This window comes from Olleya sp. Hel_I_94 (assembly GCF_007827365.1).
Taxonomy (GTDB): Bacteria; Bacteroidota; Bacteroidia; order Flavobacteriales; family Flavobacteriaceae; genus Olleya.
In genome coordinates this window covers 1,010,219-1,031,929 of record NZ_VISI01000002.1, presented here as the reverse complement: position 1 = coordinate 1,031,929, position 21,711 = coordinate 1,010,219, and the positions used below count along the sequence as shown (strand labels likewise).

The following is a 21,711-nucleotide window of genomic DNA, read 5'->3' as shown; positions in this document are numbered from 1 at the left end:
TCATGAAAAAAACCTTCCAAACCGTAATAACACTTCTTGCTTTAAGTATTGTTCTAGTAAGTTGTAAAGACCAAAACTCTATACAAACCTATTTTGTAGATCATCAAGAGTTACCAGCTTTTATGTCCTATGACGTATCTGCAGATGTAATAGATTTTTCTAAAGCTAACTTAAATCCAGACGAGCAAAAAGCATATCAATCTGTAGATAAACTAGACATTTTAGCTTACCGAATTAAAGATAATAACCTAGAAAGCTATAAAACAGAGTTACAAAAAGCTAAAAAAGTTTTTAATAACGAAAAGTATGAAGAGTTAATGGAGTTTAAAGACAAAGGTGTTAATGTAAAAGTTAGTACATTAGGTAACGCAGATGCAATAGATGAGTTTTTAGTGTTAGCTAGCTCCAATGATTTTGGATTTACTATCGTTAGAATTTTAGGTGATAACATGAAGCCTGAAGAGTTAATCAAGCTAAGCGACAAACTTAAAAACGCAGACATAGATCAAACACAACTTAAAAGCTTAACTAACTTTTTTAAATAATAATAACATTACTTTTAATGAAAAAGGCTTATCCATTGGATAAGCCTTTTTTATAATTTAAATCTAATTGACAGTAAAAAATATCGCTCTAATAAAGTTTGTGTACTTAAAGTAGTAGAGTAGTCAGTAGAATTCAATTCTTTAAAAAACTTTTTGTTAAGCAAATTATTAAATCGTAATTCATATTCTATTTTCTCATTTTTTTGAACATAATTAAAGATCGCATCCAAGAAGGTAAAACTGTTATTTCTAGTTTTTAAATTTGAATCAAAATATTTTGCTTCAATAATAAAATTAAATCTGTCATTAACAAATTTAGTCGAGAAGTTATTTTGAAAAGTTGAAAAATTCACTTGGTCTAAACCTTCTGTTGAAAATGAATTATTTTGAAATACAATCGAATTTTCAAAGTTTAGTTTATTATTAAAGCCAGTTCTAATGTCTAGTTTTAGCAATAAAGATTGACTTTTGTTATCTCTTATATCATTATTATTTATAGTGTTTTTATAATTATTGATTGTTAAAGTACTTTTTAAATCTATAGTAGATTTAATAAAATTAATATATTTTTCAGTTTCAATTCCAAATCGATAATTACTATTATCTAATTTTTCTAAATTAGTTATGTTTAGTGAAGTGTCTTCCTCGATAAATAACGTGTTTAGATAGTCATAATTTACTTTCGAATAGTTTAAATAAGAATTAAATTGAAATAAATTATAAAAATCATTTATTTTATATCCTATAGATACATTTTCACTTCTTATACGATTAAAATCAAAAGTGTTAGATAGTATGCTTCTATTTCCAATTTGAATAAGTCCAGAATACATTTTATCCAGTTCTGGTAATCTGTTGTTAATATTATAATTAATATAGATATTAGCGTGTTTAGTTAAACCCAAATAAGTCGTTAGTGATGGATTACTAATAATCTTTTTATTTTTTGTTAAGCTTGAATTGTTATTTATTTTTACATCAGAGTAAAACAAGCTGTTTTCAAAAACAAATCTCCATTTATTAATTTTTAATAAATAATTAAAGTCAAAATATAAATTGTTATCTCTAAATGTAACATCATTATTATTACTAAAATAGTTAAAGTTAACAATGTCATTATTAGATGTTAATGAGTTGTTTTCGCTTTTAATACCTAACGATAACGAATAATTTCCATTTTTTAATTTAGATAAATATTTTGAAGATATATTAAAAGAGTTTTTAATAAATTTAACATCTTGATTTATGGACCCATTAGATGTTACGTCAATATTATTAAAGTCTAATTCTTGAGGAATGGTATTTTTTGATAGATTACCAACTAATTGAAAAGCACTATTATTATTTAATTTATTTGTGTACTCTATGTTTTGATTAATAAATAAATCTTCACTCTTTTTTATTTCCCTAAATACTGAATTATTATTTGTACTAAATGAATTTATATCTAAGGTAGTATAATCTATTTTACCTTTAATATTTAAAATAGAGTTTTGTTTAGGTCTATGTATTAACTCATAATCTAAAACATTTACTTTTGGTTTTTTATTTTGGTCATAAATATTTGTAATGGATAAATCAATATTATTAAAATTTGTTTTAGTTGTATTGATTAGTTCTAAGTTATCGGTTAAATAATTTGCATTAATCCTTAATGATGTTTTGTTTGAAAACTTATTTAAAACATTAAAACTTCCAAATAAGTTGCTATTTGATCCAATATACTCTTCGGGTATAAGAATATTAAAATTGTTTGATGCTAAATAATTATTAGTTCTAAACCTAAGCTCATTAATTTTGGATAAGTCAATATTATTCGAGATAAAATTATAAGGACTAACATTTTGATTAATGTTATTATAATTAAGTAATCCAAACCCTTTTATTTTTTTTGAAATAGAAAGAATGTTAGACATTAATCTATATTTATTTTCAATACCTAAGCCAATATTAATATCTCCAGAGACATCCGTTTTACCTTTTTTAAGTGTTAAATTTAATGCTACATCCTCTGTGTTTTTAATACCTTTTAATAATGGGTTTTTTTGGTAATCTTCAATAGCTTCAATTTCCTCAATAATTTCCGGATCAATATTTCTTGTACCTATTGTATAATTATCATCAAATAAATTATCATTATCTAAAAGTACACGTGTTACTCGTTTGCCTTTAAAAGTTATAGATCCGTTTTTTGCAATATTTATTCCAGGTAGTTTTCTTAATAAATCTTCAACGTCTCTTTCTGTTCCATCTTTAAAATTATTTGGTCTAAAGACTGTAGTGTCGTTTTTTATTAAAATTGGTTTTTTACTTTTAACAATGACTTCTTCTAAAGTAGATATGGTTTCTTCTAGCTCAAAATCTACAATATATGATTTTTTAGAAATTTTCTCTTTTTGAAGTTTTTTTAAAGAAGATTTATGACTTAATATTGATGTTTCTATTATTATTTCATCATATTCGGAAGGAAACTCGATTAAATAAGTCCCGTTTTCATTGCAAGTTGTATATGATAAAATAGTATTTTCATTATTCTTTATCAAAATATTTACAAAAGGTAATTTCTCATTGGATTGATTGTCCATAATAATGCCAGAGATAAAATGTTGTGAGAATAAATTATCACTATTTAAAAATAAGAAAACCATAATAAATATGGCTTTAAAGGTTGTTTTTATAGTGTTCAAAATCAATCTTTGATATATGGAGCGGTTTCTAATATTATCGTTTCAATTTTCTTTTTTGGTAGTGATCTTGTAGTACCATTTTCTCCTCGATAATTTTTTAATTCATAATATTTTTTTTCATATTCTTTTATGTAGGATTCCCAAGTTATGGGTTTTAAAACAATTTCGTCAAATGGGTTGCTAATAGTTTCATTTGTTTTTTTTATAACAATCTGGTTTGCATTCATTTTAAAAACTTTATCTGTAGATTCTACAGATAAAATAACTCCAGGTAATCCATAAAATTTCCATGGTCCTGTTGGATATGGTATTTCTAAAGTGAAATATGCAATATATTCTCTTCCTCTAAAATGGGTTTTAGCTTTCTGACACTTGTAACCTAATATTTCTCTTTTTGAAGTATCAATTTTCCAATCAAAAATATTCATAGTGTCTTTTACGTAAAATGGTTTCATTGAAACTCTTTCAATACTGCTTATTTTTTTTTCTATAAAATTTTTAAAAATATGAGGATTTTTTTTTGCCTTTATCGCATAAACAGAGCCACCTTCTTTACCTGCTTTTTCTTCCTCAAAGTTTAAGTTTCCAACAAAGTCCATTTCGTAATTTGATACAGTATCGTTAAAAGTTAATCTAGCATCAACAATTGTGGCTGAGGGTAATTCTTTCATATGAATATGATGCGTATAATCAATTATGATAATATTTTCTTGTGAAAAAGATACTTGTAAAAAAAAGAAAAGTAAAATTAAAAGGTTTTTTTTCATAGTGCGATTTTTAAACTCAAGGTTTAATATTTTAAACCTTGAGTAAGTGATTTATTAAGGGTAAGTACCACCTTGTTGTTCGATATAAAGTACTGCTGCCATAGTAGCAAACAAACATGCTGTTTCAGGAGTAGTCCCATAGCCATAAACTGTTTCAACAACTTCTCCATTATAAGTTATTTCTGCTCTACATCTATAACCTTTGTTGTCATGATAATTGTGTACTACAAAATTAAAGTCAGATGTTTTAGAGTTTAAAGTGTCAATAGTTGCATTTTGTTTTTCTATCACTTCTGCTTTAGAAAAAGAAAATAGTCCCAAATTAAGGACAATTAAAAAAGAAATTTTTTCATAACGGTTTAAATTTTTGTTAAAAAAAATGCTTGTTTATATTTATGTCAAAATATCATTAACAAATTTTCATTTATATAATATCTTTATTAAAAATTTAATAATCATTAGTATTGGTGAGAATATAAAAAAGAAAAACTAACGCAGACATAGATCAAGCACAACTTAAAAGCTTAACTAACTTTTTTAAATAATAATTACATTACTTTTAATAAAAAAGGCTTATCCTTTGGATAAGCCTTTTTTTATATTATAACAATAAACCTGTTGTTTTTACTTTTTAATTTTTGTTTCAAAAAAGTCATCGTCTCCATTACTGGACTTTTTAACTAGTACAAGGTTTAAAATAACGGTTAAATAAACAATAACAACCAACCCAACGTAAATCGGATTACTTAATAAGTCTGTAATACCTCCAATAAATAAAAGTAAAACGGTTACAGTGCAAAGTATTAAAGATGTCTTGTCATTAAACATGTTATATGCCTGTATAATTACTTGGTGATATGGCTTTTAATTCTGTTTTAATAGCTTCACTCACGTCTAAGGTATCAATAAAATTTGAAATAGAGGTTTTATTAATCGCTTCATTAGTTCTAGTTAATCCTTTTAAAGCCTCATAAGGATTAGGATAACCTTCACGTCTTAAAATAGTTTGTATAGCTTCTGCAACGACAGCCCAATTGTTTTCTAAGTCAGCTTCAAATTTAGCTTGGTTTAATAATAATTTACCTAAACCTTTAAGCGTTGATCCAAAACCAATTAAAGTATGACCAAAAGGGACACCAACATTACGTAAAACAGTACTATCAGTTAAGTCACGTTGTAATCTTGAAATAGGTAATTTTGCAGATAAATGTTCAAAAATAGCGTTAGCTATTCCTAAGTTACCTTCACTGTTTTCAAAATCTATTGGGTTTACTTTATGTGGCATAGCACTACTACCAACTTCTCCAGCTTTAATTTTTTGTTTAAAGTAGTCCATAGATACATAGGTCCAAATATCTCTATCTAAATCTATAATAATGGTATTAATACGTTTTAAACAATCAAACAACGCAGCCATATGGTCATAATGCTCGATTTGTGTAGTTGGAAACGAGTGGTATAAACCTAGTTTTTCTTGTACAAATGTACCTCCAAAAGTTTTCCAATCTATACTAGGATAAGCCACTTTATGTGCATTAAAATTTCCGGTTGCACCACCAAATTTGGCAGCACTTGGGATATCATTTAATAAGTTAAATTGCTCTTCTAAACGTACAGCAAATACTTCAATTTCTTTACCTAAACGGGTTGGAGACGCTGGCTGACCATGTGTTCTAGCTAGCATTGGTATATCTTTCCAATCTTTAGCAAGACGCTTTAATTCTTTTAAAACATTTAAGTATTCTGGTACGTAAGCCTCATTCATAGCATCCTTAATACTTAATGGGATTGCTGTGTTGTTAATGTCCTGAGACGTTAATCCAAAGTGTATAAACTCTTTAAATTCGCTTAAACCTAAAGCATCAAATTGTTCTTTTATAAAATACTCAACCGCTTTAACATCATGGTTGGTAACCTTTTCAATATCTTTTATAGCCTGAGCATTTTCAGTAGTAAACGATTTGTAAATGTCACGTAATGCTTCAAATTTACTAGAATCTACACCTTTAAGTTGAGGTAGTGGAACTTCGCATAAAGCAATAAAGTATTCAATTTCTACTAAAACACGGTATTTAATTAGTGCTTCTTCAGAGAAAAAATCTTGTAGTTTTTCAATTTTATTTCGGTAACGACCATCAATTGGAGAGATCGCATTAAGTTGATTTAAAGACATAAAAATAGTTGTTTTTTAACAAGCTATAAATATAGTTTTTTTAACGGGAAGACTAAAGGATTACGCTTTAAGAATTAATTAAAATAACAATTTTTACTTTCTAGCTTTATGTAAAATTTGCCTTGCTCTGGCTTTAAAAGCAGCACTTTGTGAGGCAAAATCACGTTGTAAAATGGTTATTAATTCTGGATGGACCCAATCATAGTCTTTACCAAACAAAAATAAAGTATTCATGCTATACGCTTTTGCAGCAACTTTAGCATCTGTAATTAACCAATCAAAACAAGCTTCAATAATTTTTTCCCGATGTCTCGGAAGTAAGGCCTCTTTTAATTTAGAAGGCGTTTTAGCATAGTAGGCAATAGCAATATATTCGCAAATTTTTGCAACAGGTCTTTCTGCCGAATCTAAGTGCACACGACCCATGTTTTCTGTAAATGTATCTAAATAAGGGATTAAGGCTTCTAGGTTTTCTTTACACATAAACTCTAAAACCCAAGCAGCACGTGGAGATATTTTGTCGTCAACCATAAACATAATATCTAAAATCTTAGGTATTAAATTAGTGTTAGCTAACAGCAGGTGTGCATAATACAAACGTTTTTCACGAGAATGATTAACATAATTTAATTCTTGATATAAAGCGTCAGTCGTCAAAGATTTATTATTTTTAAAGTCTAAAAATAACTAAAATGAAATTACTTAAAAAGATTGGACTAGTTTTATTACTGGTTTTTATAGTTGCTCAATTTTTTTCGCCTGAGAAAAACCAAGGTAACACAGAAGATTTAACCGCTTTTTTAAACGAAACAAAACCTTCTCCAGAAGTTAAAACCATTCTTGAAACTACCTGTTTTGACTGTCATAGCAGTAATACTAAATATCCATGGTATGATAAAATTACACCAATAAATTTTTGGTTGAATGAACATGTTGAGGACGGTAAAAAACATTTAGATTTTTCTAAATGGTCAGATTACTCTATAAAACGTAAAGACCATAAATTTGAAGAACTTGCAGAAGAAGTTGAAGAAAAGAAAATGCCATTACCAAGTTATACTTGGACGCATGGAGACGCTAAATTATCCGATTCGCAAATAAAAGCAATAGTGGATTGGGTAAATCAAGTTAGAATGGGCTATGCATTAGCACCAAAAGCAGAATAAATTTTAATATCTAAAATATCCCTCAATTGGCACCAAAAGTTTTAATAATTGGATTTGTTTGGCCAGAACCTAAAAGTTCTGCAGCAGGAAGTAGGATGATGCAATTGATTGAAGTATTTCAATCAGCTAATTATGACATTATTTTTGCTAGTGCTTGTGCTAAATCGGATAATGCATTTGATTTATCAAGTATTGGTGTTACCATAAAAAACATTGTATTAAACGATGCTAGTTTTGATACATTTATAAAAGACCTAAATCCATCCATAGTTATTTTTGATAGATTTATGGTGGAGGAGCAGTTTGGTTGGCGTGTGGCAGAACAATGTCCTGATGCCTTACGTATCTTAGATACCGAAGATTTACATTGTTTGCGTAAAGGACGTGAGCAAGCGTTTAAAGATCAAGCTATTTTTGATAAAAATTACTTGCAAAATGATACTGCTAAACGCGAAATTGCAAGTATTTTACGTTGCGATTTATCATTTATTATATCACAAGTTGAGGTAGAGATATTAGTAAATCAATTTAAAATAGATGAGCATCTATTATATTATTTACCATTTTTATTAGATCCTGTATCGCCAGAAGCCCAAAGAAATAGCCCTAAATTTAAAGACAGAAACCATTTTATTACCATTGGTAATTTTATGCATAAACCTAATGTTGATGCAGTCATGTTTTTAAAATCTAATATTTGGCCTCTTATTAAAAAGGAATTACCTAAAGCCGAAATGCATGTGTATGGATCCTACGTGTCAGAAAAAGCAATGCAATTACATAATCCAAAAGAAGGATTTTTAATAAAAGGTTTTACGGACAATGTTAATCAGGTTATGCAAGACGCTAAAGTCTGTTTAGCACCTTTACGTTTTGGTGCAGGACTTAAGGGTAAATTAATAGATGCGATGTTAAATGGTACACCATGTGTTACCACAACTATTGGAGCAGAAGGTATGTACGGAACCTTAAAAGATACTAATGCTTTTATTGCTGACGATCCTGTTAATTTTGCTAAGCAAGCAGTGGAGTTGTATTCTAATAAAATTTATTGGAATGGGAAGCAAAAAAATGGATTTATGATTATTAATACATTGTATGATAAAGCTATTTATACCAAGGATGTTTTATATAAAATAGAATTGCTTAAAGCAGGATTAAAAGTACATAGGCAGCAACATTTTTATGGACAAATGCTAATGCATCATACCATGCAAAGTACTAAGTTTATGAGCAAATGGATTGAAGAAAAAAATAAACCTAAGGACTAAAGACTAAAGAGTTAAAAATTAGTAGTTATATAATATTAAATAAAAAAGAGCTGAAATTTAAAATTTTAGCTCTTTTTTTATGTGTATTAAGTATTAGCAATTAAGCTGTAACTTCACTCTTTTTAATTTTTCTGTAAGGAAAAGAATTAAAAATACTACGTTTAGCAAAACGTGTTTGCTTGTCGCTTTGAGAAAACTTAATGTATAAAGCTTTATTTACACCAAAGTACTCATAAGTATCTCCATTTAAAAAAGTAACTTCTAATAACAATCCTTTATGCTTCCAATCCATAATAGGACTAGTAACCGTTACTGCATATTCTTCTTTGTTAGCCTCAATAGTTTCTGGAGAGATACTAACTAAAAAGTGGTATCCATCAATAACCTTACGACTCATTAATTCTGCTTCTTGCGCTTTTTCATCACCTGCTTGAAACTTATCAGGATGCCATTCTTTAACCAAATTACGGTAAGACGATTTTAACGTTTTTAAAGATAAATCTTGATCTACGTTAAATAGTTTTTTGTACTCATTAATACGCTTCATAACAGATGCTTTTTTTTAATAAGGCGCGAAAGTACTATTTTGTTTTGAATTGAGTGTTAGAAAGTTATAATAAATTATCGTATTTATAATTTATAGTCTCTAAAACAGCTAATTAGTCTTAAAAGTTAGTTTTTGCTCTCTCTTTTTTTTATATCTCTCCTGGTAAGTATCATGGCTATAATTATAAGAAGATTAGATACGATTCCGCTAAATGGTCCATTTTTAATATTATTAAAATCTAAATCATAAATATTAATAATTAATAATACAGTAGCAGCTATAATAATAAAATTTGTAAAATGGAAGCGTGTCATTTGTGGGAGGTTTCTTTTTTAAATTAAATAAAAATTAAATGTCAGCAAATAACTTTTTAAAACGTTTAGGTAATTGGTCCTTTAAATATAAGCTTTCATTTGTAAAAGGATGGATAAATTGTAAAGAATAAGCATGTAGATATAGACCTTTTCCTTTTAATATTAAATTTTCAAAGCCATAATCTTTGTCACCTAAAATAGGGTTGCCTATACTAAAAAGATGTTTGCGTAATTGATGTCTTCTTCCAGTAAAAGGCTCTAATTGGACTAAATTTAATTTTCCAAAACGTTTAGAATCTATCGTTTGATGTACCTTATATTTTGATTTTGAAGTTTTACCATCTACAGTAGTGGTAATAAAACCTTCGTGTTCCATAGTACCTATAGTTACTGCGTAGTACGTTTTTTTTATCGCTCTGTTTTTAAACAAAGTATTTAAGGCACGTATGCTACTACTAGTTTTACCAACTAGTAAAATACCAGTGGTTGGGAAGTCTAATCTATGCACAGGCTGTGGTTTTGCAACGTCGCTAAGTGTACTTCTAGTTATATTTTGTGTTAGTGCATTGGCTATAGTTTTAAAGCTATTACCATTAACCAAAATACCTGCTGGTTTGTGTATAGCAGCTAGATAATCATCTTCAAATAAAACCTCTAATTTAAACGTTAGACTTTTTCTTGGAGGTGCATCTTGTGTTATTGTTAAGCAAATAGTTTCACCTCCATTAATATAAGTTGCAGACGTTGCAATGTTACCATTTACAGTTATGTATTGCTTTTTTAAAACTTTTTTTAAAGCAGATTTTGTTAATGCAGCTTCAAAAATACCAACACCATAATCTTGAAGTCTTATTGGTACATGTTGTTTAGGTACAATATGGGTTTGAGATAAATTGATAGTTGTCTAAATTATAAAAGGGTTAGAATATTATCGAAGGTACTTGAAATAACAGACAAAATCAAATATTAAATAGAAGTAAATCCACACTTTTTATTACTTTCGCAACTTTAAAAAACAGACTATGATTTCTATAGATAATTTAGCAGTAGAGTTTAGCGGAACCGCCTTGTTTAGTGATGTGTCTTTTGTAATTAATCCAACAGACAAAATCGCTTTAATGGGTAAAAATGGTGCAGGTAAGTCAACCATGATGAAGATTGTTGCAGGCGAACAAAAGCCTACAAGAGGTCATGTAAGAGCACCTAAAGACGCTGTTATTGCTTATTTACCGCAACATTTATTGACAGAGGATGATTGTACTGTTTTTCAAGAAGCAGCAAAAGCGTTTAAGCACGTTTATGCTATGCGTGACGAAATGGAAGCGCTTAATAAAGCTTTAGAAACTAGAACAGATTATGAAAGTGATGAGTACATGGCTATCATTGAAAAAGTATCAGATTTAGGCGAAAAATATTATGCTTTAGAGGATGTTAATTACGATGCCGAAGTAGAAAAAGCACTTAAAGGCTTAGGTTTTAAACAAGAAGATTTTGCGCGTTTAACTAACGAGTTTTCTGGTGGTTGGCGTATGCGTATTGAGCTAGCTAAAATTTTATTACAAAAGCCAGATTTAATTTTATTAGATGAGCCAACAAACCATATTGATATAGAATCTGTTATTTGGTTAGAAGACTTTTTAGTTAATAAAGCTAATGCAGTAATGGTAATATCGCATGACAGAGCTTTTATTGATAATATAACTAATCGTACTATTGAGGTAACAATGGGTCGTATTTACGACTATAAGGCTAATTATAGTCATTATTTACAGTTAAGAGAAGATAGACGTAGTCATCAAATTAAAGCCTATCAAGAGCAACAAAAATTTATTGCAGACAATATGGCTTTTATTGAGCGTTTTAAAGGGACTTACTCTAAAACAAACCAAGTCACATCACGAGAGCGTATGCTTGAAAAGCTACAAATTATAGAGATTGATGAAGTTGATAACTCAGCTTTAAAACTTAGATTTCCGCCAGCACCAAGATCAGGAGATTATCCAGTATCTGTACAAAATTTGACAAAAAAATATGACGATGTCGTTGTGTTTAGTGACGCTAATATGTCTATTAAAAGAGGCGAAAAAGTTAGTTTTGTTGGACGTAATGGAGAAGGTAAATCTACTATGATTAAAGCTATTTTGGGTCAAATTGATTATGATGGAGCGTGTAGTCTTGGACACAACGTTCAAGTCGGTTATTTTGCACAAAACCAAGCAGCTTTATTAGATAATGATTTAACGGTTTTTCAAACTGTAGATGAGGTTGCTAAAGGTGACGCTAGGACTGGAATTAAAAATATTTTAGGTCGTTTTATGTTTAAAGGCGATGATATTGATAAAAAAGTAGGTGTGCTATCTGGAGGAGAAAAAACAAGATTAGCAATGGTTAAGTTATTATTAGAACCTGTTAATTTATTAATACTAGATGAGCCAACAAACCACTTAGATTTAAAATCTAAAGATGTTTTAAAAGAAGCATTAAAATCCTTTGATGGTACATTAGTTTTGGTGTCTCACGACAGAGATTTTTTACAAGGTTTATCAGAAAAAGTTTTCGAATTTAAAGACCAGCGTGTTATTGAGCATTTTGAAACTATTGATGCCTTTTTAGAACGAAACCGTATTAAAAGTATTGCAGATATTAATTTAATGAAATAGCTATTTTAGCTTATAGTTTTTAATAGAAAAGACTTCTTTTATAGTTAGAGCATTTAAAGGAAACTCTAAAAATACGTGCAAAAAACTTAAAAAGAATAAAGCAACTAATCCAGTTTTATAGTCATATAAGTATAATGCAACAGAAGCTATCCATATACCTAATATTAAAAACCCTTTTTTAACAGAAATAGCTTTTTGCCAACCTATTATTGATGTTTTTGAAAACCAATTTAAATAATGGTAGGTATACGCAAAACCTATAAATATTTGGATCTTTAAACCTACTTCAGATAGTGCATAAAATTTTCCGTTTTCAAATAGATTTAAAAAGCCAGCTATAGTACTGTTTACTCCCATCATGTTACTATCTACATAAGTGTCAATAGCACTTTGTGACAAATTATAACCTTTGGCATTTATCGGAATTTGCCAAATAATAATAGGAATGCACAATAATATAAAAGCCAATATAAATCCATACTTGCTTTTAGCTTTTAAAGCTCCAAAAATTATAAATAAAAAAGTAAACAGATACACATGTATAAGCGTTGGTAAAAATAGCCCAACAAATAACAAGTATTTTGGTACATACAATGTTAAAGTGAAGGCTAATACTATAGCAGTAAATAATATGAGTATTAGATGTTTAACCTTGCTAACAAATATTAATCCTACAGCAAGAAAAAATCCTATTAACAGTAAAGCGTTTGTGTTTTGGTTTATTAATTTTAAAAGATCATTAAAGCTATTATTTAAGCCTAAATCTAAAAATTTGTAAACAGGATATATAGCCAGTATTATGGCAAAAACAGTAAAAAAATACGTCCACTTTATATTTTTCTGTACAAAGTAATTACGTTCTTTTAACCAATTAATTTCGGTTAAATAGTGTAATGGTCCTAAAATAGCATAAGAGAACAAAAACAATTCAAAAGGAATTTTTATTGCAATCAATAATGATATGGTAATAAGTCCAATATTAAGAAGGTCTATCTTCTTAGTATTCATATTTATTTAGTGGTTGGTTAATAGCGATTATTGATTAAATATATAACACCTTAACCATAATAACTAATTTGATTAAATATATTTAACCTGTTGGTTTTCATGTTGTTTGATTGTTTTTTATAAGCCTATGGTGGATTCTATTTGTTCTACCGTTCGTTTTAAAAAATTTGGAGGCATAAACCTATAACCAAAATAAAGACTAGCATAACTTTTATCGTTAACCATACTTTGTGTCAGATCCTTATTAATAGCATTGGAGTCAAAATTAAAACTAGCTCCTGCACTTATCGTTTCAGAAGTATATCCAAATTGTAATGTTAAATCTAATGCTCGCGATATAAAAGTGTCTTTATTTATAGCAGTGTTTAGTTTTTCGGTAGTAAACCTAACACCTACAGCTGGAGCGATAGATGAGGATATAAACCAATGATCCTTGAAGGCCCAAGTATAATAGTAAGCAGGAGCAAAGGAAAGGTCAAAACTATTTTCTGCGACTTTTTGATAATCAATAATATTACTTAATCTATTAAAACCGTATTTTAAAGTTGGGACAAAACTACCAGCTGTTTCTCGTTGCCATTCATTTAGATGTGTTAAATGTTTCAACGAAAAATTATCATTTAAAACATAAGATGTTGTACCAAGCCAACTTGTTGTTTTTAAATCAGGAAATTGAGCCAACAACTGCGCATTGTTTTCTTGATAAAAACCTTTTACTTTTCTATACTCAAAACTTTGTATCCAATGTTTAATAAAGATATTTAATTGCGAATTCAAAAATTTTGATTTAAAATCAGAAGATCTGCTGCTTGGCGAAAATCCGATTTTTAATCCTAAAAATTTATAGTTAGCACCAACTTCTAACCGATAGGTATTGTTAGCATTAACAAGAATAGATTGGTTGTTGTTTTGTATTGAAAAGGATTCGTTTTGCGTGTTAATATTTGATTTTAGTAATAGATTTTCTCTAAATGAAAGTACTGTGTTTTGACCAACTACAATTGTACATAAAAACAAAATTAATACTACAAGCCAATATCTCATAATTATAAAACAGAGATAAATGTGTCAATACCCTTAGTAGCAGTTTCTGCAATGACAGTTAAGTTTTTTGTGCTAGAAATTGAAGGGTCAGGATCTATAAAAAAAGTAGGTGTATTTTCTGGTACATAATGCATTAAACTGGCAGCAGGATATACTTGTAAAGAGGTACCAATGATTAGCAGCTTATCTGCAGTAGCGCAAACCTCTACAGCTTTGTCTATTAAAGGTACAGCTTCTCCAAACCATACAATATGTGGTCGTAATTGATGACCATTACTGTCTAAATCACCAAGGTTTAAATCTTTTTTCCAATCTAAAATGTTAGTTTCGGTTTTAGTACTTCGCACTTTTAATAATTCGCCATGTAAATGGATAACATTTGTACTTCCAGCACGTTCATGTAAGTCGTCAATATTTTGAGTAATTATAGTAATTTTAAAATGTTTTTCTAAGTTAGCCAACTCTAAATGTGCTTTATTAGGTTTTACTTGTAATAGTTGACGTCTACGTTGGTTGTAAAATTCTAGGACTAATGCTGGATTATTAGCAAAGCCTTCTGGAGAGGCTACTTGCATAACGTCATGACCTTCCCAAAGCCCATCTGCACCTCTAAACGTTTTAATTCCGCTTTCAGCACTAATACCTGCACCTGTAAGTACTACTAGATGTTTCATTTTTTTTACTACATTTGAATTTCGATTATAAACTTAAGATTAATTCCCTTTAATATCTTAAAGCTTAGTAAAAAATTTAAGTTATTCATTTTAAAAAATTAATCCATGAAAACCCTCAAGTATCTTTTTCTTTGTATTTCTATTACATTATTTACCAATTGTTCTGATGATGATGCTTCAGAACAAATAACATCTATAGCTTCAGAAATTTTTAATATCGAAGCATTTGGTGATTCTAATATCATTGGAACAATAGAATATTTTAAAAATTCCAACAGTACAATAACTATCGAAGTTAATTTGGTTGGAACCGAAACTAATCAGTTTTATCCTGCCAAAATCGCTTTTGACACAGCAGCAGATTATGATGGTGCAAATAGCCAAGTAGCAATAAATTTAGTTCCTATTGATGGTAATTCTGGAAAAAGCAGAACCACCTTTTCTACACTAGAAGATGGTACCACGATATCTTATGAAGCCTTATTAGACTTTGATGGAAATATTGTGATCAATCAAAGCGAAACAAGCAACGTTATTGTAACACAGTCAGATATTGGTCAAAATATATTAACAACAAATACTTTTAGTTATCCTTTAAGCGAAGTTGATGTAAGTGATATTTCTGGAACCATAACCTTTACTGAACGCGTTAATGGAGAAGCTCTTGCTGAAATATCTTTAATAGGAAGTCCTGAAGGAGGTGTACATCCAGCACATATCCATTCAGGAAGTGTAGCAACAGCACCAGGAGCTATTGCTTTTACATTTAATCCTGTAGTTTCTAGAATTAGTAAAACTAATGTGGCACAATTAGATAACGGTACACCATTTGGGTTTGACGATGTTTTTACTGTCAATGGATACGTTAATGTGCACTTAAGCGCAACTAATTTAGGGGTTATACTAGCACAAGGTAACATAGGAGCCAATTAATTATAATATTAAACTATTTAAAAACCTGATGCTAATACCATCAGGTTTTTTATTTTTATACCATGATAGACTTACAATTATTACAACATCTAGAAACCTATTTAACAGACCATAGATTAGCACGTTTTAAACAAGTTTTAAATCAACGTACAAAACATTTTACTGTCGCAACAGAGGATGTTTACCAATTACACAATACTAGTGCTGTCATGCGTACTTGTGATGTTTTTGGCTTACAAGAATTAAATATTGTAGAAGAAACTAATAGTAAACGTATTGATGGTGAAATAGCCATGGGAGCGCAAAAATGGGTAGACTTAAACCGTTTTGATACTGTAACAGATTGTATTAAAAACTTAAAACAAAAAGGGTATCAAATTGTAGCAACAACACCACATACAGATGATTGTGATTTGTATGATTTTGATGTCACTAAAAAAGCGTGTTTTTTCTTTGGAAGAGAAACTGAAGGCTTATCTGATGCTGTTTTAAATCAAGCAGATAGCTTTTTAAAAATACCAATGGTTGGTTTTACTGAAAGTTTAAACATATCTGTTAGTGCTGCAATTATTTTACAACATGCAACATCTAAATTAAAAAAAACAGATATTAATTGGCAATTAACTGAAGATGAAAAGTTAGAAAAAAGACTAGATTGGTGTAAAAAAACAATTAAGAGTTATGACGACATAGTTGCGCGATTTTACAGCGACAAATCGTGATTGACTTTGATTTAGTATATAAAAAAAGCTCAAATTAATTTAATTTGAGCTTTTTTGTATTTCTTGTATAATAGTTTAATTATAGTCTTTTTTTACGACCACGATTTAAAACCTTATATTCTTCATAACACTCACTAATAGCATCTAATATTTGTAAGTCATTAGCTGTTGTTACAAACTCTTCAGAGTAGTTACATTGGCTAACAATTTCGTCTAAATCAATTTTATTAACACCAAGTAATGCTATCAACATTTCTCTGTCAAAGCGTGTAGCTAACGTGTTGCGTATATTATCATCCTCTTTCATTTTTTTTAGCTTTCTAAGCTCTTTCCCTTTATTACTAAAGGTGTTGTATAAAAAGTCAAGCGGATTAAATATTGATCCTAAAACCTTAGTTACAGCACTAGGTTGCTTTTTTCCGGCTTCATAACCATTAGAAAGACCCGAAATACTATATCTATAATTTGTGTTTATATTTACTTGCTTAATGTCTACTTCTAAATAACCTGTTAACTTTAATCCAGTAACAACAACTTCTTCTAGAGCTAAAGCTAACTCTGTTAGTGTAATAGTAGATTTTTCGATTTGATCAACCCAGTCATTGGTTACTTTAACTTTAATGGATTTAAAACCTAAATAGGATAGGTGAAGGGTGTCATTTGCTTGTGCACGCAATTCAAATTCACCTTTATCATTTGTAGCTGTACCTATAACTTGATTTAGATTAACAATGTTTACGTTTTCTAAGGGTTGTCTTGAAGTGGCATCAATAATGATACCTTTGACAGTAGATTCTGCTTTTACAGCAGTAGAGTCAATACTTTTTTTGATAGAAGTTACTGCTTTTGTGTTTTCTTTTTTAGTTTGAGAAAAACCAAAAGTTGTGCTTAAACCAACTAGTAAAATAAATAAGTAGTACTTCATGTATGAAATTTCAGTTATAAAAATAACAAAGAAAACGCTATAAATAGCGTCTTCTTTTATTTTTGACTAAATATTAACAAAAAGGTTTAATTTTAAGTTAACTAGTAGGTTGTATTAATCTTTACGTCTAGAGCGTGTAGGTCTAGAGTGCGAGGTTTTAAACTCTGATTTATCTCTGTTAGAACGACTAGATCTCTCAGAACTACTATCGCTACTCCTGCGTCTGTCACTTCTGTTACCAGAACTGTCATCGCTTCTTCTAGACGATCGTCTTTCTCCTCTTGGTTTATCGTCACGACGTCTTCCGCCACCACTTCCACCATCGCGACGTCTTCCGCCACCTCCACGGTTTCTATCACGACCACCACGACTTCCGCCTCTGTCTTCTGTAACTTCTACATTAACAAAACGTCCGTTGTCCTTGTAGTCTGTAAAGAATGCTAAGACTTTTTCTTGGTGTTCTTTTTCAGTATTAAAGAAAGAGAATGTTTCTTTAACATCAACTTTAAATACATCATCACGACCTAGATCTAAAACTTCTTTTAAGAAATCTTTTAATTTCATCCAGTCATAACCATCTTTTTCTCCAACGTTAATAAAGTAACGTGCAGCACTTCCAGAAGATTGTGATCTTCCTTCACGACCACCATCACGTCCAGAGTCTCCAGCTGTAACGTTTAGGTTTTTAGATTTTTGATAGTAATTAAAGAAACGTGTAAACTCTACAGAAAAGAATTTTTTAATTAACTCTTCTTTAGACGTATCAGCAAACAACGTGTTGATGTCCTCTAAATACTTGTCAATTTCGTGATTAATTTCTGTGTTATGTATTTTGTTTGCTAAAGACATTAATTGTACTTCGCAAATTTCCATTCCGTTAGGAATTTCTTTTAATTCAAATTTTTGATTGATAATACGTTCGATACTTTTTAAACGACGTACTTCACTTTTTGAAACAATTACCATTGATACACCAGTTTTACCTGCACGACCTGTACGACCAGAACGGTGTGTGTAAGTTTCTATTTCGTCACTTAATTGGTAGTTAATTACGTGTGTAATATCATCTACATCAATACCACGTGCAGCAACGTCTGTTGCAACAAGCATTTGGATTTGACGAGATCTAAATTGTTTCATGACAATGTCACGTTGGTTTTGTGATAAATCACCATGTAATGCTCCAGCACTATAACCATCTTCGATTAAGTTTTCTGCTACTTTTTGAGTATCACGTTTTGTTCTACAAAATATAACTGAAAAAATATCTGGATTAGCATCTGCTAAACGTTTTAAAGCTTGGTAGCGATCACGTGCATTTACTAAATAGTATTCGTGCGATACGTTATCTGTACTTTGGTTTTTATGACCAACAGTAATTTCTTGTGGGCTGTTCATAAAATCTCTTGCAATACTTGCCACTTCTTTTGGCATAGTTGCAGAGAATAACCACGTGTTTTTGTCTTCAGGAGTACCAGCTAGAATATCTGTAATATCTTCTTTAAAACCCATGTTTAGCATCTCATCTGCTTCGTCTAAAACAGAATATTGAATTTTAGTAATATCTACTAAACGACGGTTGATCATATCTTTCATACGACCAGGAGTTGCTACAATAATTTGTGCACCTCTTTTTACTTCTCTTGCTTGATCAGTAATGCTTGATCCTCCATAAATAGCAACAACGTTTAACCCTTTAAGGTGTTTTCCGTAGGCTTTCATCTCGTTAGCAATTTGTAAACATAGCTCACGAGTTGGAGATAATATCAACCCTTGTGTAGTACGGCTGTCTACATCAATTTTTTGTAACATTGGAAAACCAAATGCTGCAGTTTTACCAGTTCCAGTTTGCGCTAACGCTACTAAATCTGTTTCTTGGTTTAATAAAATTGGGATTGCTTTTTCTTGTACTTCAGATGGTGTTTCAAAACCTAAATCTGCAATACCTTTTAATAGATCTTCGTTTAGACCTAAATCTTGGAATGTGCTCATTCTTTTATAGTATGTATTTCAATGTCAATCTGTTTGGTGTTACAAATAGAAGCGCATTGAATATACTTAACCTAAACTTCTAATAACACATCCTCTCTCTGAGGAATAAAATAACCCTCTTGGGTTTTTCAAGGTGCAAAGGTACGTTTTTATTTCTGATATTCAATTTTTATTATTTTATCCTCTGCAAGTGCTGTAAATAAAAGGCGTAAGTGTTATTATGACTATGATAAATGAATTGCAAACAGTAGTGAAATTAACCTTGAAAAGATAATTATTGGCTTAATTGAATTCAATTTTTTAAATCTTGTAACCTATTTAAAGATTATTAAGAAAATTGACTAATAATTGTACTGCTTTACCACGATGTCCAATGCTGTTTTTTTCTGTTAATTCCATTTCGGCAAAAGTGTATGTGTATCCATTTGGTTTAAAAATTGGATCGTAACCAAAGCCTTTTTCTCCATGCTTAACTGTAGTTATTTCGCCTTTACAAATACCAGTAAACGTGTCTAGTTTGTTATTTATGTGTAACGCAATGACTGTTTTAAATTGTGCGTTTCTATTATTTTTATCTTTAAGATTGTTTAATAATAAATCCATATTATCACTGTCGTTGCGTTGTGGTCCAGCGTATCTGGCACTAAAAACACCAGGTTGTCCATTTAACGCATCTACTTCTAATCCTGTGTCATCTGCAAAGCAATCATAACCATAGTTTTGTTTTATATATTCTGCCTTTTGTATAGCATTACCCTTGATATCTGGTTGGGTTTCTGGTACATCCTCAAAGCATCCAATATCTTTTAGGGTAAGTAGTTTTATGTGCGCAGGAATTAAAGCTTGGACTTCTTTAACTTTATTTAGATTATTAGTAGCAAAAACAAGTTGCATGTATATAATTTTTGATTATTAATTTAAATTTATTTACCTATGATGGTATGGTTCGTTCCTTAAAATGGTAAAGCCACGATATAATTGCTCGATTACAAATAGACGTACCATTTGATGAGAAAATGTCATTTTAGATAGCGATATTTTTCCTTGTGCTTTGGCATAAACTTCTGGGCTAAATCCATAAGGACCACCAATTACGAATACTATTTGTTTTGCTCCAGAATTCATATGTTTTTGTAAATAATCTGCAAAACCAACGCTGTCAAATTGTTTGCCATTTTCGTCTAGTAATATTAAAATATCTGTAGGTTTAAGTTTGCTTAAAATTAGTTCGCCTTCTTTTTGTTTTTGTTGGTCTTCGCTAAGGTTTTTTACTTTTTTTAAGTCTGGTATAATTTCTAAATCAAAACCTATATAAAAGCCTAATCGCTTTGTATAATCATCAATTAACTGTTGTAGTTGTTTATTGTCTGTTTTGCCTATAGCAAGCAGTTTGATAGTCATATGTTAATTTTAGAATTAGTTTGATGTATTACTAAAAGCAGTGTTTGCTGTTATGGTAAAATTCATATTTACTAAATATACCTTTTCCTTCGGTAAAATTTTTAGTGTTAGACGCTTCAAGGTCGGCTTTAAATTTTGTCCAATCGTCTGTTTTAAGTAGTTTTTCAAATCTACTATTTGTCAGATGTCCACCACTTAAAAAGTATTCGCCATCAGATTTAATTATTAGTAGGTTATAATTATTCTGAACGTCAAAAAACTTGTTTTTAAAAGCACCTTGATCTTTAATCCATTCAAAATCCACGTAAGTACTTAAAGCGTTTTCTTCAGTTTTGTACATATGAACAAAATCTAATGGATAGCGTTTTTCGTATTTTTCAATACATTTTTCTCTTCTTTTTTGCCAATCGGCTCTTTCTTCTTTAAATATGTCTTCATTAAACGGATGACTTTTTACTTGTCTTACATAAACTTTGCCTGAACTTCTTTTAAAAGACTCTGTTATTTTGTGTTTAGCATGAATTTTCTCTGCTCTTTCAAATCCAAAAATCGAATCATAATATTTTATAACAATATATTTGTTTTCCTTAGTGTTATTAGACTTGGATTGTATTAAGGTTTTAATTTGATCGTATTCATCAACCTTTAATTTGCCAAAACGATACATTGGAGAAAGCTTGTTTACAGTCAAACTATCTGTTTTGTATTGTAAACATTTTTTTGTAATCCCTTTACATTTTTTATAATAGCTAATAGAATCCATTGTTGTAAAATCTTCATCAATGTAAACTGAGTTTTGACTAAGCATAGCAGTGCAAAAAAGAAAAATTAATAGCAGTAAAAAAGTAGAACGATTAAACATAATTGTATTATTTAGGTTTG

The 21,711-nt window shown here is 29.7% G+C and carries 23 protein-coding genes; 6 read left to right on the top strand and 17 right to left on the bottom strand.

Features of this window, described 5'->3' with window-relative positions:
- Nucleotides 1-2: 2 nt before the first annotated feature.
- Nucleotides 3-545 carry a DUF4252 domain-containing protein gene (locus JM82_RS07705; protein ID WP_145002127.1) on the top strand — a complete coding sequence of 181 codons (543 nt, stop codon included), beginning with the start codon at nucleotides 3-5 and terminating at the stop codon, nucleotides 543-545.
- A gap of 50 nt (nucleotides 546-595) precedes the next feature.
- Here JM82_RS07705 and JM82_RS07700 read toward each other — a convergent pair whose 3' ends face one another.
- The 6 genes from JM82_RS07700 to JM82_RS07675 all read right to left on the bottom strand — a co-directional run bounded on the left by JM82_RS07700 (nucleotide 596) and on the right by JM82_RS07675 (nucleotide 6,829).
- A complete protein-coding gene (locus tag JM82_RS07700) occupies nucleotides 596-3,232 on the bottom strand; it encodes a carboxypeptidase-like regulatory domain-containing protein (protein WP_145002126.1) in 2,637 nt (878 codons plus the stop codon).
- Nucleotides 3,233-3,234: 2 nt separating this feature from the next.
- The gene (locus JM82_RS07695; protein ID WP_145002125.1) at nucleotides 3,235-3,999 is read right to left on the bottom strand and encodes a GLPGLI family protein; all 765 of its coding nucleotides are present in this window, start codon (nucleotides 3,997-3,999) and stop codon (nucleotides 3,235-3,237) included.
- Between the two features lie 54 nt (nucleotides 4,000-4,053).
- A complete protein-coding gene (locus JM82_RS07690; RefSeq protein WP_145002124.1) occupies nucleotides 4,054-4,320 on the bottom strand; it encodes a hypothetical protein in 267 nt (88 codons plus the stop codon).
- A gap of 303 nt (nucleotides 4,321-4,623) precedes the next feature.
- A complete protein-coding gene (locus JM82_RS07685; RefSeq protein ID WP_145002123.1) occupies nucleotides 4,624-4,827 on the bottom strand; it encodes a hypothetical protein in 204 nt (67 codons plus the stop codon).
- Nucleotide 4,828: 1 nt separating this feature from the next.
- Nucleotides 4,829-6,172: an adenylosuccinate lyase gene (gene purB / locus JM82_RS07680; protein ID WP_145002122.1), complete on the bottom strand. Its 1,344-nt coding sequence runs from the start codon at nucleotides 6,170-6,172 to the stop codon at nucleotides 4,829-4,831.
- Between the two features lie 93 nt (nucleotides 6,173-6,265).
- Entirely contained in the window at nucleotides 6,266-6,829 is a 564-nt protein-coding gene (locus tag JM82_RS07675; protein ID WP_145002121.1) for an adenylosuccinate lyase, read from the bottom strand.
- A 35-nt stretch (nucleotides 6,830-6,864) separates the two neighbouring features.
- On the opposite strand from JM82_RS07675, the gene JM82_RS07670 reads away from it, so the two are divergent.
- Nucleotides 6,865-7,338: a heme-binding domain-containing protein gene (locus JM82_RS07670; protein WP_145002120.1), complete on the top strand. Its 474-nt coding sequence runs from the start codon at nucleotides 6,865-6,867 to the stop codon at nucleotides 7,336-7,338.
- Between the two features lie 26 nt (nucleotides 7,339-7,364).
- Nucleotides 7,365-8,609 (top strand): glycosyltransferase, encoded by a 1,245-nt coding sequence (locus JM82_RS07665; protein WP_145002119.1) that lies wholly within the window; start codon nucleotides 7,365-7,367, stop codon nucleotides 8,607-8,609.
- Between the two features lie 100 nt (nucleotides 8,610-8,709).
- Here the strand turns inward: JM82_RS07665 and JM82_RS07660 are convergent, their stop codons facing one another.
- The 3 genes from JM82_RS07660 to JM82_RS07650 all read right to left on the bottom strand — a co-directional run bounded on the left by JM82_RS07660 (nucleotide 8,710) and on the right by JM82_RS07650 (nucleotide 10,092).
- Nucleotides 8,710-9,156 (bottom strand): KTSC domain-containing protein, encoded by a 447-nt coding sequence (locus JM82_RS07660; RefSeq protein WP_145002118.1) that lies wholly within the window; start codon nucleotides 9,154-9,156, stop codon nucleotides 8,710-8,712.
- Nucleotides 9,157-9,281: 125 nt separating this feature from the next.
- Nucleotides 9,282-9,470 carry a hypothetical protein gene (locus JM82_RS07655; RefSeq protein WP_145002117.1) on the bottom strand — a complete coding sequence of 63 codons (189 nt, stop codon included), beginning with the start codon at nucleotides 9,468-9,470 and terminating at the stop codon, nucleotides 9,282-9,284.
- 34 nt (nucleotides 9,471-9,504) lie between these two features.
- Nucleotides 9,505-10,092: an RluA family pseudouridine synthase gene (locus JM82_RS07650; protein ID WP_315897462.1), complete on the bottom strand. Its 588-nt coding sequence runs from the start codon at nucleotides 10,090-10,092 to the stop codon at nucleotides 9,505-9,507.
- 400 nt (nucleotides 10,093-10,492) lie between these two features.
- Between JM82_RS07650 and JM82_RS07645 the strand changes: the two genes are divergently transcribed.
- Nucleotides 10,493-12,130: an ABC-F family ATP-binding cassette domain-containing protein gene (locus JM82_RS07645; RefSeq protein WP_145002115.1), complete on the top strand. Its 1,638-nt coding sequence runs from the start codon at nucleotides 10,493-10,495 to the stop codon at nucleotides 12,128-12,130.
- Here the strand turns inward: JM82_RS07645 and JM82_RS07640 are convergent, their stop codons facing one another.
- The 3 genes from JM82_RS07640 to JM82_RS07630 all read right to left on the bottom strand — a co-directional run bounded on the left by JM82_RS07640 (nucleotide 12,131) and on the right by JM82_RS07630 (nucleotide 14,856).
- On the bottom strand, nucleotides 12,131-13,138 hold the full coding sequence (locus JM82_RS07640) for a hypothetical protein (RefSeq protein WP_145002114.1): 1,008 nt from the start codon (nucleotides 13,136-13,138) through the stop codon (nucleotides 12,131-12,133).
- 117 nt (nucleotides 13,139-13,255) lie between these two features.
- Nucleotides 13,256-14,182, bottom strand: coding sequence for a DUF4421 family protein (locus JM82_RS07635; protein ID WP_145002113.1), 927 nt, complete (start codon nucleotides 14,180-14,182; stop codon nucleotides 13,256-13,258).
- 2 nt (nucleotides 14,183-14,184) lie between these two features.
- Nucleotides 14,185-14,856: an SIR2 family NAD-dependent protein deacylase gene (locus JM82_RS07630; RefSeq protein WP_145002112.1), complete on the bottom strand. Its 672-nt coding sequence runs from the start codon at nucleotides 14,854-14,856 to the stop codon at nucleotides 14,185-14,187.
- 105 nt (nucleotides 14,857-14,961) lie between these two features.
- On the opposite strand from JM82_RS07630, the gene JM82_RS07625 reads away from it, so the two are divergent.
- Nucleotides 14,962-15,789, top strand: a complete 828-nt coding sequence (locus JM82_RS07625; protein WP_145002111.1) for a hypothetical protein — start codon at nucleotides 14,962-14,964, stop codon at nucleotides 15,787-15,789.
- 62 nt (nucleotides 15,790-15,851) lie between these two features.
- Entirely contained in the window at nucleotides 15,852-16,511 is a 660-nt protein-coding gene (locus tag JM82_RS07620; RefSeq protein ID WP_145002110.1) for a TrmH family RNA methyltransferase, read from the top strand.
- A 79-nt stretch (nucleotides 16,512-16,590) separates the two neighbouring features.
- On the opposite strand, the gene JM82_RS07615 is transcribed toward JM82_RS07620, so the two are convergent.
- The 5 genes from JM82_RS07615 to JM82_RS07595 form a co-directional block, all read right to left on the bottom strand.
- Nucleotides 16,591-17,436 (bottom strand): carboxypeptidase-like regulatory domain-containing protein, encoded by an 846-nt coding sequence (locus JM82_RS07615; RefSeq protein WP_145002109.1) that lies wholly within the window; start codon nucleotides 17,434-17,436, stop codon nucleotides 16,591-16,593.
- Between the two features lie 114 nt (nucleotides 17,437-17,550).
- Nucleotides 17,551-19,428, bottom strand: a complete 1,878-nt coding sequence (locus JM82_RS07610) for a DEAD/DEAH box helicase (RefSeq protein ID WP_145002108.1) — start codon at nucleotides 19,426-19,428, stop codon at nucleotides 17,551-17,553.
- A gap of 318 nt (nucleotides 19,429-19,746) precedes the next feature.
- Nucleotides 19,747-20,322 (bottom strand): non-canonical purine NTP diphosphatase, encoded by a 576-nt coding sequence (locus JM82_RS07605; protein ID WP_145002107.1) that lies wholly within the window; start codon nucleotides 20,320-20,322, stop codon nucleotides 19,747-19,749.
- A gap of 33 nt (nucleotides 20,323-20,355) precedes the next feature.
- The gene (rlmH, locus tag JM82_RS07600) at nucleotides 20,356-20,829 is read right to left on the bottom strand and encodes a 23S rRNA (pseudouridine(1915)-N(3))-methyltransferase RlmH (RefSeq protein WP_145002106.1); all 474 of its coding nucleotides are present in this window, start codon (nucleotides 20,827-20,829) and stop codon (nucleotides 20,356-20,358) included.
- 31 nt (nucleotides 20,830-20,860) lie between these two features.
- Nucleotides 20,861-21,637, bottom strand: a complete 777-nt coding sequence (locus JM82_RS07595; RefSeq protein WP_145002105.1) for a hypothetical protein — start codon at nucleotides 21,635-21,637, stop codon at nucleotides 20,861-20,863.
- Between the last annotated feature and the right edge of the window lie 74 nt (nucleotides 21,638-21,711).